Below are 12,282 nucleotides of genomic sequence, written 5' to 3'. Positions count from 1 at the left end.
CCCTTACTCCTTCCACTCGGGCCACTTCATCTGGCGTTCGCGAATGGCCTGCTCGGCCTGTTCGTCCAGATGCCAGGGAAGTTCCTCGAAGACGTCTTCGAACATGGTGTGGAACGGATGGTGCAGGCCATGGCCGAGGATGCCGTTCTTTTCGGCCTCCTTGGTCGCCGCCTTCACCTCTTCCGCCAGTTCGCGGTCCATGTCGGCGTGCCGGTCTTCCGACCACTCGCCGATCGCGATCAGATGGTTCCTGAGCCGCATGATCGGATCGCCCAGCGGCCATTCCTCGCGCTCGTGCGCCGAACGGTAGGCGCTGGGATCGTCCGAGGTCGAATGGCCCTCGGCGCGGTAGGTAAAATGCTCGATGAGCGTGGGACCGAGGTTGCCGCGGGCGCGGTTGGCCGCCCACTCCATCGCCGCATAGACCGCCAGCGCATCGTTTCCGTCCACGCGCAGCCCGGCAATGCCATAGCCCGCGGCGCGAGCGGCAAAGGTCGTGCGCTCGGCCCCTGCAAAGCCGGAAAAGCTCGAGATCGCCCACTGGTTGTTGACGACGTTGAGCACGACCGGCGCATTGTAAACGGCGGCAAAGGTCATCGCCGCGTGGAAATCGCCCTCTGCGCTGGAGCCTTCGCCGATGAAGCTGGTGGCGATGCGCGTGTCGCCCTTGATCGCGCTTGCCATGGCCCAGCCCACGGCCTGCGGGAACTGCGTGGCAAGATTGCCCGAGATGGTGAAGAAGCCATAATCGCGCGCCGAGTACATGATCGGCAACTGGCGGCCCTTCAATCGGTCCGCGCGGTTCGAGTAGATCTGGTTGATCATGTCGACCAGCGGATACCCGCGCGAGATCAGGATGCCTTGCTGGCGATAACTGGGGAAGACCATGTCGTCGCCGGCCAGCGCCAATGCGCAGGCGACCGAAATCGCCTCTTCGCCGGTGCACTTCATGTAGAAGCTGGTCTTGCCCTGCCGCTGGCCGCGATACATCCGATCGTCGAAGGCGCGGGTAAGCGCCATGTTGCGCAGCATGCGGCGCAGCGATTCCGGGTCGAGATTGGGGTTCCAGGGACCGACCGCCTTGTCGTCGTCACCCAGGACGCGGATCATGTCGGTCGTAAGCGGCCAGGTTTCGCTTGCCGCGCAGGCCTCGTCGGGCCGCGCCAGCTCGCCCGGCTCGGGAATATCCAGCTCCGAGTAATCGACCTTGTCACCCGGCCTGTACTTCGGCTCGGGCACATAGAGTTCAAGTGGCGGCAAGTTGCCGCGCGGCTTTCCAGACCTGACCGGACTTTCGCCCATTTTCGTTCTCTCCCGCCAGTTTCGGCCCGTGAGAACTCCACGCACCGGGAGAATCGGAGCGTATCAAAATTCTACGGTTGAGTCATAATATTACAAACCCCCGCAATGTCAATCAGACCGCAACCGGTGCGGAGATGTGCGACTGGGGCGCATATCCACGCACTTCGAAGTCTTCGATACGATAGTCGAAGACGCTTTGCGGACGCCGCAGGATCTCGAGCGTCGCCTGCCCCTCGGGCTTGCGGGAAATCTGCTCTTCCACCAGCGCGCCATGGTTGAGGTAGAGATGGACATCACCCCCTGTCCAAACGACTTCACCCGGCTCCAGGTTGCATTGCTGCGCGAACATGCGGGTCAACAGGGCAAGCGACCACATGTTGAACGCGAATCCCAGGCCCAAATCGCAGCTGCGCTGGTAAAGCAGGCACGAAAGACGGCCACCCGCAACATGGAACTGATAGGTCTTGTGGCAGGGTGGGAGAGCCATCGCGTCCAGCTCGGCGACGTTCCACCCCTCGATGATGTGGCGACGGCTGCCGGGGTTCTCCTGCAAGGATGCGATCACCTGCGCAACCTGATTGATGCCCTGCTCGCGCCGGCGGAAAAGTCCGTTTCCGGCATCCTCAAAGACCGGCCAATCGACCCACTGCTTGCCGTAAACCGGTCCGAGGTCGCCCCACTTCTCGGCAAATGCGGCATCGGCAACGATCCGGTCGGAAAAGTCCGCGCGCGAGATCTGGTCGCCGGTTTCGCGGCGATAGCGATCGAGCGGCCAGTCGGTCCAGATCTGCACGCCTTGCGCGCAAAGCGAACGGATGTTGGTGTCGCCGGTCAGGAACCAGAGCAGCTCACGCGTCGCCGTCTTCCAGTAGACCCGCTTGGTGCTGAGCAGCGGCATGGCCCCGTCTGCAAGGTCGAAGCGGATCGTTGCGCCGAAGACTGACCGCGTTCCAACCCCGGTGCGGTCCACCCGCTCGTCGCCATGCTCCCAGATATGGCGCATGAGATCGAGATATTGCCACTCCCAATGCGGCACGCGGCCGCTGGCTGGCGATTCGGATCGAAGCAGTGTCGAGGGCGCGTTCATGGGCAAAGCCTAGACCCGCCGGCCCCGAGCGAAAAGAGGCGGCGCGCTCAATTTCCCCGCCGACGCACCATGATGAATGGTCCCGATGCATTACCTTCGAAGGATGTGACGATCCGGGTTCGCCCTTAGGATCGGCTTTGCGCCAATGCAGGACCCCATGGTGCATCATCGATTGCATGGTCCCATCGCCCAGATCTGTCCTTTCCCGATTCCTGCCCGCTCCTCTTGCGCTGCAAGGGCTCATCGCAGGCCTCGTGATGCTCGTCGCGCTGTCTCCCGCAGAAGGGGGCGCAGCCATCTACCTGCCCCTGGATGGAAGCGGAGCGGCCCATACAGTCGCCTGGTCACGCCAGCGCGGTGCCGAAGTGGTCGCTCCGGGGCCTTACGAGGGCGCTTTCATCCTGCGCATTCCGCAAGGTCATCTTGCCATGGAAGCCCTGCGGCAAGGCGCGCTGCTGATCTCGGTTCCGGAATTCCTGTGCGGTTCGCCCGATCCTTCAAAGAAGACATAACTGGTCATGAACGAACTCGATGAAATGCGCCGCAAGGGCGCCAAGATTCTCCTCGCCATTTCCTGGCTGAGCGTAGCCATCATTGCCGGCTGCGCCTGGGCTTCCGGCTCCGGCCCGGCCCCTGCCCTGCTGGCAGCCGCGATCACGATCGTGCCGACGCTGCAGGTCATGGCTGGCAACAACGGCCTGCAGGCCCGGCTGGCCCTTGGCCTTGCCGTGCCGCTCTACCCGGCCATCATGCTGTGGCAATGGAGCGGACAGAACTGGATGCTCGACATCCACATGACCTTTTTTGCCGCCATTGCCATGCTCACCCTGCTCGCAGACTGGCGCCCCGTTCTGCTCGCTGCCGGCGTGACCGCGGTTCATCACCTCACTACCAATTTCGCGGCTCCCTCGCTCGTCTTCCCTGACGGCGCCGACTTTGCCCGCGTGCTGCTCCATGCCGTCATCGTCGTGCTGGAAACCGGCGTTCTCGTCGTGCTCTCGGCCGGGTTCGAGAGGCTGGTGATCGACCAGGCGGCAGCGCATGAAGCAAGGGCCGATGCGGAGAAAGCCGCCCAGATCGAACGCACCCGGGCAGCCGAGGACCAAAAACAAGTGATCGAACAGATCGGCCGTGGTCTGCGCGGCCTTGCCTCGGGCGATCTCTCGCTGCGGCTCTCCGAATCCTTCCCCGAAGGCTACGAGGAACTGCGCGGATACTTCAATTCAGCGGCCAGCGATCTCGACGACATCGTGCGCGACGTCACCCGCTCGGCCGGGCAGATCGAATCGGGCTCGCGCGAAATTCGCAGCGCCAGCGACGATCTTGCGCTGCGCACCGAGCAGCAGGCAGCGACGCTGGAAGACATCGCCAATACCCTGCGCCAGCTCAGCACCACCGTGCAGGCCAATGCCAAGAGCGCGCAGGACCTGCAGGCCAACGTCGCCAGAGCGCGCAGCGATGCGCTATCGGGCAATTCCGTAGTCGCAAGCGCGGTGGGCGCGATGGGCGAGATCGAACGCTCGGCCGACGAGATCCACCAGATCATCACGCTGATCGACGGCATCTCCTTCCAGACCAACCTGCTCGCCCTGAATGCCGGCGTCGAAGCCGCGCGCGCGGGCGAAGCGGGCAAGGGCTTTGCAGTGGTCGCCAACGAAGTACGCGCGCTGGCGCAGCGCTCTGCCGAAGCGGCCAACCAGATCAAGGACCTGATCGGCACCTCCTCGGTTCAGGTCTCCGAAGGCGTGAAGCTCGTCGGCCAGTCGGGCGAATCGCTGATGACGATCGTCTCGGGCATTGCCGAGATCGACGAAGCGATTGCCCGCATCGCCAGCGTGTCGCAGGAACAGGCGGCAGAGATCGCGCGCATCAACGAACGTATCGCCCGGCTCGATTCCGCGACGCAGGAAAACGCAGCGATGGTCGAGGAAGGAACCGCGGCGGCTCGCCACCTCTCAAGCGAAGCTGAAGGCATGACCCGCACCGTCGCCCATTTCCGCGTTTCGGGCCAAAATCTTGCCGGCAAGCAGGACGCCCCCTGTGCAAAACTCGCTCAAGCCGCATAAAGTGACTTTGGCCCCTTGCCAGCCCCGGAATCGCTCTCTATAGGCGCGCTCCTGCCTCGGGCCGCTTTCAAAGTGGCACGATCGGTCGGGGAGTAGCTCAGCCTGGTAGAGCACTGTCTTCGGGAGGCAGGGGCCGGAGGTTCGAATCCTCTCTCCCCGACCAACTAACTCTATAAAATCTAAGCATTTTTATCCATCCTATGAACAGGGGTTGAAGGTTCAGATTGAACCTTCAGGGCCGGCGACGGATCGCGTTTGCGACCCCACGAAGGTGCTCAGGACTAAACCTGGCATAGTGTTTTTGGGTCGTCCGATCGTCGTCATGGCCCATAAACTGGGCAAGTTCGGCCATCGACACGCCAGCCTCAGCCGCCCAGACTGCTCCAGTGTGACGCAGCGTATATGGGGTAGCATGGACACCGCTCCTTTCGGACGCTGCCTGGAAGGCTTTTTTGATGCACTTGATGGGCTCTCCGGCACGTTCGATCACATACGCGCTCGTCCGTTGGGAATAGGCGGCCTCTAACAATGGCAGCAGGTCATCGGAGATTGAGACCACCGTGCGCCGCTTAGTCGTGCGAATATGTCCAGGCGGAGTGAAGTCGATCTGCTTGCGATGGAAATCAACCCGATCCCACTCAAGCTGCAAGATCGCCGTCGGGCGCGCCATCGAGTAGAGGCCTAGCATCACGTACAGCTTGGCGTGCTCGGCTGACACGCTAGCGTAGAACCGTTCGAACTCCGCATGGGACAAATGCCTGCGCTTCGTTTCAACTAACTTTGGAAGCCAGATGGGAATACGACCGGGCAGCCTCGGTCCGTTTCTAACCGCCCAGCCAAGTGACGTGGTGCTGGAAATCTGGACAGGGTGTTAAGCTCATCCCGACCTAAGGAATGGACGGGAATGAAGAAGACGAGAAAGCGCTACAGCGCGGAATTCAAGGCGAAAGTTGCGATGGAGGCGATCCGTGGTGAACTGACGCTGGCGGAACTGGCTGCGAAGCACGGCGTCCACCATACGATGATCGGGGGATGGAAGCGTCAGGCGGTGGACGGGATGGCCAGCCTGTTCGACGGCGGTGAGCAGGCGTCGAAGACGGAGACCGAAGCGGAAATCGAGAAGCTGCATGCCAAGATCGGGCAATTGCTGGTGGAGCGGGATTTTTTGGCGAAAGCCTCCGGTCGATGAGCGCGGGCCAGAGGCGATTGCTGATCGAGCCTGCTCACCAGCGCCTGTCGATCGCGGCGCAGTGCCGCCTGCTGTCGATCAGCCGGTCTTCCTATTATTATACGCCTGCGCCTCAGAGCGAGGAGACGCTGGCGCTGATGCGGGTAATCGACGAGACGTTCATGGACTGTCCGTGGTACGGCAGCCGGCAGATGGTGCGGCACCTGCAGCGGCTTGGTCATGCGGTGGGCCGCCGCCGGGTACGACGGCTGATGGCGCAGATGGGGCTGGCGGCGATCTACCAGCGCCCGCGCACGAGCGATCCGCACCCGGAGCATCGGATTTATCCCTATCTGCTGCGGGACATGAAGATCGAGCGGCCCAATCAGGTGTGGTGTGCGGACGTGACATATCTACCGATGCGCCGAGGCTTCCTCTATCTCGTTGCGATCATGGATTGGGCCACCCGCAAGGTGCTGGCCTGGCGATTGTCCAATACCATGGACGCGGCTTTTTGCGTCGAGGCTCTGGAGGATGCCATGGCCCGCTTTGGCAAGCCGGACATCTTCAACACCGATCAGGGCAGCCAGTTCACTTCGCAGGCCTTCACCGGCGTGCTGCGGGCGGCCGAAGTGAAAATCAGCATGGATGGCAAGGGGCGCTGGATGGACAACGTCTTCATCGAGCGCCTGTGGCGCTCGGTGAAGTACGAGTGCGTCTATCTGCACGCCTTCGAGACGGGTTCCGAACTGCGCGCAGGCCTGTCCCGCTGGTTCGCCTATTACAACCATCACCGGCCTCACTCACGCCTTGCAGGCAAAACCCCGGCAGAGGCATATGGGCAAATCGACGCTTCAGATCATGGGGGGCATGCCCCCCATGATCTGATCACCAGAATGGCGGCGTAAACAACAACCGGATGAGCTTAACTTAGCCGCAAACCTGTACAGGAAGGCGGGACCACCTCAGATTGCTCGCCTGCCGTGGCTTCCGGCGTCCGGGCAGTGACGTTTGGCGCCTCAAGCTGGCGAGACGCGGCATCGCTCGCAGTCGCCGCAAAGAGCGCCATCGCCAGCCCTGCAAAGACAAGCCATCGAGCCAGCAGAAACCACATCAGCTTTTTCATCGCCAATCCCCAGCAGCATGCGCGTGCTTCGAAATTCATGAAGAAACGCAATCAACTGTTTCCGCAGCGCAATGTGAATGTTGGGCGGCTCATTGCACTCATGCAAGGTACACGTAACATCGTCGCAGCGCTTGTCGTACATACCATTGAGGCAAAATGCGGTGTAACTGGAAGCGCTTGCAGAATAGGTGGCCAAGCCCATTGGCAATTAGCAAACGGCGAAACCTGGCTGCATCGCGCGCCCCGAGCGTAATGGACGAATTCATGGACAGGCAGTCGGTAATTCGAAGGATGAGCCTCGCATCGTTTGCGCTCTGGACAGGGTTGGCAGCGATCGTATCCGTCAGCGGCTTGCTCTATCCCGGCGGAGCGATCCGCAATCTGACCATGGGCGTGGTTTTCGCCGCCATCGGGACTGGCGCGCATCTTCGGCAGACCAGGCCCGGGCCGCTGTTTGGACCTTGGCTCCTCTGTTTTTCCCTGCCAGCCGGAGCGGTACTTGCCGTGCTGGCTTCCTATCGAGTTTTCTCCGAGAGAATGGCGGTGTTCGGATGAATATGCCATAGGGTAGCGCGGCCAGGTTGCCTGCATGAAAAGCCACTGGACCGGACGGCATGAAACCGGCCGATCCAGTGAGGTATCAAAGCGATTGATCAGGCTGGCGTCTTCCAGATAGTAGAGGAATCGTCGTCCTTGGCCAGGCTGGCGCGTTCTTCTTCGGCAGCATTGCAATAGCTTTTCACGTCGAACGCGGCGATCGCCATCTGCGATCCCATTGCCATGCCAAACCCGAGCAGAGCCTTTTTCTCAAGCGTGTTCAGCTCCGCTTCGGTCAGATCCATCTGCTTTCCGTCTTCATCATAGTGGATCAGGTTCATTTCCTTGGCAAAACGATCCTGATCAACCTCGAAACCCTCGCAGCGCTCACCCACGGTGACCTGGTGGGCCATGTTCTTGAGCATGGTGATCTGGCCGGTATTGAGCGAATCCTTCATCGCCTCATTCAGCGCATCGTCGACACTCATCTGCATGTGAACGGCCGCAGGAACGGTATTGGCGTCCTCTGCCGTTTCAGTGCTGCTTTCAGTCGCTGCTTCGGCCTTTCCTTGGCTACAGCCGGCAGCAAGCAATGCAGCCAACGGCAGCGCGAGCATGGCACAGTTCTTGAACACCTTTTTCATCAGAACCTCCGATCATGCCCGAATTCGTAGCTCGTCCAACGGCTGGAATAGTGGCCGTGGGTGTAGCACGAACGTGTTTGCTGATAGCACCATGTGTCTCTCGAACCCTCGGGTGCGAAAGCTTCGCGATCGTGGTGATAATAATAGCTGTTATTGCGGTAATATCGCTCGCGCTCGCGTTCCTTTTTCTTCTTGCTGGCGATGGCGGCAGCCAGCACACCCGCAATAGCGACGCCGGCGATAACACCTGCCGCGCTGTGGCCGTCGTCATGATGCCGGTGGCGTTCATGATCGTGGTCGCGGTCCCTCGCCATTGCAGCACCTGTTGGCGCAAGCATCAGTGCCATCGCGGCGCTCGCCGAGATGAGCTTTCTTCCGGAACTCTTGCAGATCATGGTGTTTCTCCTCCTTCGATCAGCCTTCACGGATATTTTGTCGGAAGCACCCCCACCGATCATTCATGATGTTCGATCGCATCCACCAGCGTGAGATGCGGTCTTGCTCCGCTGCCTACGCGTGAATTGGTAATCAGCATTGTCGTGCCCGGTTCGACTGCCGCCATCAGCAGCTCACGGAATTCACGCGGCATGCGGACCCTGTTCAGTTGCGCTTCGTCAAGGGCCTTGCCATCTTCATCCTCGTGCCCTGTCATGCCGACAAAGGTCCATTTCGCCTGTCCATTCTGGATGATCCTGGTGGCGACATGCGAACCGGGGTCGGGATCATCGATGGTGGCGACACTGCGCCCGATCTCCACGCCGCTGCGCAATACCACGATGCGCTGATCCAGCTTGGAGACGATGATCGAAAGCGGACCGCTGGCAACAAGTTCGGGATTCCAGCGAAAGCGTTCGCCGCTCCGCAAGGTCAGCTTCTCAATCGCCTCCCCGCGCTCGTTGAACGGGGCGAGCAGGCTGTTCTCGCTCGTGACTACGTGATCCGCGGCATCGCCTTCGACGACGACCGTTCCCCCCAGATCGGTGATTGCAAACAGCTCGCGTGCAAATCCGATCGGCAGATGCACGCAGCCATGGCTTTCGGGATAACCCGGCAGGCCGCCCGCATGCAGCGCCACGCCGTCCCATGTCAGCCGCTGCTGGTAGGGCATGGGCGCGTTGTTATAAGTGCTGGACCGGTGCCTTGCGTCTTTTTGCAGGATGGTGAAAACGCCGGTCGGCGTCGGGTGGCCGGGTCTTCCGGTGGAGACCGTGGTTGCCGCGATGCGAATGCCGTTGCGATAGACCATGGCGATCTGGCGCGAGAGATCGACGTAAATCAGGACAGGACCGCTGGGGGCAACTTCGGGTGCCCAAACCCATTCCCCCGGCTTGAGCCTGTCGATGTCACGCGCGAATTCCGGCGGAGAGCTGGCAACGGCCCCTTGCGCGTTTGCCTTCGACACAAACGTGATCGACAAGAGCGAAATGGCCAGCGCCATTGCAGTGGGTACCGGCACGAGAATCTTTGGCGCGATCATGCAAGACCATTTCGACATTCAACCGGCCCCCATGCTCGCGCCGACCAATGTCAACGTGAACGTCATCCAGTCATTGATTATGTGCGCCCCGGCCGAGACCCACAGGTTCTTGGTCTTGAGGTACGCCAGCGTCAGGACAAGCCGGGCTCCGCCGATGAGGATCAGGCACTGGAGGATATTCCAGTTGTAGGTCGGCAGATGGATGGCAGCAAACCACACGGCAGTAGCCAACCAGGCGATAATCACTGCGGTCCGTCTCGATAGCCCAAACTTCCGCGTCAGATAGTAGAGCAGCGCAAGGAAGGGCACGATCGAGATCAGCTCTTCCCCGATGAGCTGAGGTATGGAGTTCACGAAGAACAGAACCCTGTCTGCCTGTCCGAAGGTCTTCAACCCCTCGATAGCAGCGTTTGTTTCGGTATCGACGAAGTTCAGCACGATAAAGCCCAAAGGAACCGCTATCACGTAGTTGAGCAACGCGAAGGCGAACATCCAGCCGATGTCTTTCAGGCGAACCCGTCGAAACAAAGCGGTCCAGTGCCTGCCCGCGACCAGGGCCATTCCAAGGAGCGGAAGAAGGGTCAGCAGCATGCCCGGGGCAAGCTGCAGGTAGCCCTGCGAGAACATCGGCAAATGCCTCAGCAGAACGGCAACGGCCAAACCGACCGCTGCCAGCGGCACCAGCCACTTCAGGGCGGAAATCTCGATCGGCCATCCGTTGTAGAACGGATAGTCTCTTTCAGATCCGTCAGCTGCGTTCAGTTCCGTGTCAGCCATTCTTCCGCCTTTCGAACCGACCTACCAGATGTCGACCCGCTTCTGAGGGGCAAGCCACATCGGGTCACCTTCGTGGATGTCGAATGCCTCGTAAAACGCATCCAGATGCTGCAGCGGAGCAACGGCGCGATAGATGCCCGGCGCGTGGTTGTCTTCCAGCTGCACCCGCATCGAACCGTCCGATCGCTGCTCTGCCCAGAGCTGGGAATAGGCGATGAGACAGCGCTGGCTCGGACTGAGGCCATCGATCTCGACGTTCTCGTCGGGATGCTCTGCAAGGTAGTTCATCAAGGCATCGTGGGCGAGTGCGATGCCGCCGATGTCGGCAAGGTTCTCGGTCACGGTGAGGCCGCCGTTCATGAAGGTTCCGGGAAGCGCCTCGAAGGCACTTGCCTGGTCGATCAGCTTCTGTGCCTCCGCTTCGAAGCGGGCGCCGTCCTTGGCCGTCCACCAGTTGCGAAGGTTTCCCTTCGCATCGAAATTCCGTCCACCGGTGTCGAAGCCGTGGGTCATTTCATGGCCGATTATCGCGCCGAGGCGGCAGAAATAGAGCGGCGCATCACGATTTACCGAAAAAGTAGGCGGCTGCGCGATGGCGGCCGTAACCTGGAACCCGTTGATGGTGGGATCGTAGGCCGCGTTTACTACCGTCGGTGTCGTATGCAGCGGTTCGGAAAAGGCCCAGAACTCGACCGGGGCGTTCTGCTTCGCCGCCATCCGGGCCATTTCGAATTCATGAAGGTTGATCAGGTTCTGCACTGGATCGTCGCCGACTTCGACCTTGCCATAGTCGATCCAACGGTCGGGATAACCGACGCGGTAGTAGAGCGCGTCGACCTTCTCGAGCGCCGCCGACCGCGTTGCTTCGGCCATCCAGTCGTTTGCTTCGATCCGCTTTCGAAAGGCAGCCTGGATGCGCCGGATCATGTCCAGGCCCGCATTTTCCTTCGGTTTTGAAAAGAAGTTGTCGACGTAAAGGTGCCCCAGAGGCTGACCCAGCGACTTCTCCATGAATTCGACGACCGTCTCTTCGCGCGGTTTTTCGGAATAGGCACCGAGCAAGGCGATGTTCACCTGCTTCTTCGGTTCCTCGAACTTCGTGCTCAGAACCGATCCGAATGCCTGGAGCAGGCGCAGCTTGAGATAATCCTTCAACTCGTCGACGGTGAAGGCAGCCATCACCTTGCCGAGTGTGCGGGCCGCATCGGGATCGACCAGTATGACCCGGTCCGGTTCCTGCAGGCCCAGAGCCTGAAGATACGCATCGATTTCGAAACCGGCTGACTCGGCGCGCAATTGAGTCATTGTCCGCGGGTTGTTGACGTTGCGCTTGTCGACCTTTTTGACCGGATCGAGTTCGCCTGCGTGCAGCATGGAATCGATTGCGAGCGATGTCGCGGCAATCGCCTTCGCACGCTCCGCAGGCACATCGGCGACTTCCAGCATCGCCGATACGTATTCCCGGTAAATCGTGCGAAGCGGAGAGTCTTCGGGACTTTCGTAGATGGCATCAACAGAAAGCGCCCGCTCGCCAATCTCCATATAAACTGCGTTGCGCGAAACATCGGTCAGCTCCGGGAAAATATCGAGACTGACCAATGGCCAGTGCCCGGTGTGCGCCGAGAACGTGCCGAGGTAGGCCGCCAGCTCCTTCTTGCTCTCGACGGCGTCCAGCCGCGCGAGTTCCCCGGCAATCGGGGCAAGGCCAGTGGCATCGATCCGATCGACATCGACATAGGAACTGTACAAGGCTCCGACCTGCTGCGCCGGGCTTCCCTTTGCCGCCGAGAAGGACGTCGCGGCGGCATCGGTCAATACGCTGGCCATTTGCCGGCTGATCCGGTTGGCTATGAACTGCATGAAACCAAAGGTCGGCTGATCGGCTGGCCGTTTGACCCGGTCGAACCAGCCGCCCGACGCATAGCGCAGGAAGTCATCGGCGGGATTGACCGACCGATCCATGTTCTCGATCGAGAAGGCCAGAGTATCCGGAGTGGGGTCCGTCCCGTCATCATCAGCAAGAGCAGAACCGCTCGCCAGCAGCAGGAGACCTCCGGTTGCGCCAGCCAGCAGCTTGCCCTTGCCCATTACGCTTCCT

The 12,282-nt window shown here is 60.8% G+C and carries 13 protein-coding genes and 1 tRNA gene; 5 read left to right on the top strand and 9 right to left on the bottom strand.

Translation table 11 applies throughout. The annotated features are described in order from the left end of the window. Positions 1 to 3: 3 nt before the first annotated feature. Positions 4 to 1,302, bottom strand: coding sequence for a 3-methyl-2-oxobutanoate dehydrogenase (2-methylpropanoyl-transferring) subunit alpha (locus tag JI59_RS02050; RefSeq protein WP_007014936.1), 1,299 nt, complete (start codon positions 1,300 to 1,302; stop codon positions 4 to 6). A 112-nt stretch (positions 1,303 to 1,414) separates the two neighbouring features. Further along, complete coding sequence (gene thyA / locus JI59_RS02045; RefSeq protein WP_007014935.1) at positions 1,415 to 2,389, bottom strand: thymidylate synthase; 975 nt, start codon at positions 2,387 to 2,389, stop codon at positions 1,415 to 1,417. A 257-nt stretch (positions 2,390 to 2,646) separates the two neighbouring features. On the opposite strand from thyA, the gene JI59_RS02040 reads away from it, so the two are divergent. From JI59_RS02040 to JI59_RS02030, 3 genes are all read left to right on the top strand, one after another. Then, the gene (locus tag JI59_RS02040) at positions 2,647 to 2,901 is read left to right on the top strand and encodes a hypothetical protein (protein WP_007014934.1); all 255 of its coding nucleotides are present in this window, start codon (positions 2,647 to 2,649) and stop codon (positions 2,899 to 2,901) included. 6 nt (positions 2,902 to 2,907) lie between these two features. Next, complete coding sequence (locus tag JI59_RS02035) at positions 2,908 to 4,455, top strand: methyl-accepting chemotaxis protein (protein WP_007014933.1); 1,548 nt, start codon at positions 2,908 to 2,910, stop codon at positions 4,453 to 4,455. Positions 4,456 to 4,541: 86 nt separating this feature from the next. Continuing rightward, positions 4,542 to 4,618: transfer RNA gene (locus JI59_RS02030), tRNA-Pro, on the top strand. Positions 4,619 to 4,687: 69 nt separating this feature from the next. On the opposite strand, the gene JI59_RS02025 is transcribed toward JI59_RS02030, so the two are convergent. Beyond that, positions 4,688 to 5,209, bottom strand: a complete 522-nt coding sequence (locus JI59_RS02025; RefSeq protein WP_052117820.1) for a site-specific integrase — start codon at positions 5,207 to 5,209, stop codon at positions 4,688 to 4,690. Positions 5,210 to 5,359: 150 nt separating this feature from the next. On the opposite strand from JI59_RS02025, the gene JI59_RS02015 reads away from it, so the two are divergent. Next, a protein-coding gene (locus JI59_RS02015; protein WP_085997526.1) for an IS3 family transposase occupies positions 5,360 to 6,531 on the top strand; the annotation gives its coding sequence in 2 pieces (ribosomal slippage) (positions 5,360 to 5,624 and positions 5,624 to 6,531; 1,173 coding nt in all). Between the two features lie 111 nt (positions 6,532 to 6,642). Here JI59_RS02015 and JI59_RS27275 read toward each other — a convergent pair. Then, positions 6,643 to 6,945: a hypothetical protein gene (locus JI59_RS27275; RefSeq protein ID WP_203226095.1), complete on the bottom strand. Its 303-nt coding sequence runs from the start codon at positions 6,943 to 6,945 to the stop codon at positions 6,643 to 6,645. Between the two features lie 56 nt (positions 6,946 to 7,001). On the opposite strand from JI59_RS27275, the gene JI59_RS02005 reads away from it, so the two are divergent. Further along, the gene (locus JI59_RS02005; protein ID WP_007014931.1) at positions 7,002 to 7,304 is read left to right on the top strand and encodes a hypothetical protein; all 303 of its coding nucleotides are present in this window, start codon (positions 7,002 to 7,004) and stop codon (positions 7,302 to 7,304) included. A 98-nt stretch (positions 7,305 to 7,402) separates the two neighbouring features. On the opposite strand, the gene JI59_RS02000 is transcribed toward JI59_RS02005, so the two are convergent. From JI59_RS02000 to JI59_RS01980, 5 genes are read right to left on the bottom strand one after another with little or no spacing between them, the layout of a single operon-like run. Further along, entirely contained in the window at positions 7,403 to 7,930 is a 528-nt protein-coding gene (locus tag JI59_RS02000; protein WP_007014930.1) for a hypothetical protein, read from the bottom strand. Then, complete coding sequence (locus JI59_RS01995) at positions 7,930 to 8,325, bottom strand: hypothetical protein (protein ID WP_007014929.1); 396 nt, start codon at positions 8,323 to 8,325, stop codon at positions 7,930 to 7,932. Before JI59_RS01995 ends, JI59_RS02000 begins: the two co-directional genes overlap by 1 nt. A gap of 59 nt (positions 8,326 to 8,384) precedes the next feature. Continuing rightward, positions 8,385 to 9,368: a L,D-transpeptidase gene (locus JI59_RS01990; RefSeq protein WP_038576813.1), complete on the bottom strand. Its 984-nt coding sequence runs from the start codon at positions 9,366 to 9,368 to the stop codon at positions 8,385 to 8,387. Positions 9,369 to 9,425: 57 nt separating this feature from the next. Beyond that, the gene (locus JI59_RS01985; RefSeq protein ID WP_007014927.1) at positions 9,426 to 10,184 is read right to left on the bottom strand and encodes a CPBP family intramembrane glutamic endopeptidase; all 759 of its coding nucleotides are present in this window, start codon (positions 10,182 to 10,184) and stop codon (positions 9,426 to 9,428) included. Positions 10,185 to 10,205: 21 nt separating this feature from the next. Next, complete coding sequence (locus JI59_RS01980) at positions 10,206 to 12,272, bottom strand: M13 family metallopeptidase (protein WP_007014926.1); 2,067 nt, start codon at positions 12,270 to 12,272, stop codon at positions 10,206 to 10,208. Between the last annotated feature and the right edge of the window lie 10 nt (positions 12,273 to 12,282).

Source organism: Novosphingobium pentaromativorans US6-1 (assembly GCF_000767465.1).
GTDB lineage: Bacteria > Pseudomonadota > Alphaproteobacteria > Sphingomonadales > Sphingomonadaceae > Novosphingobium > Novosphingobium pentaromativorans.
This window is presented reverse-complemented; position numbering and strand designations above follow the sequence as displayed.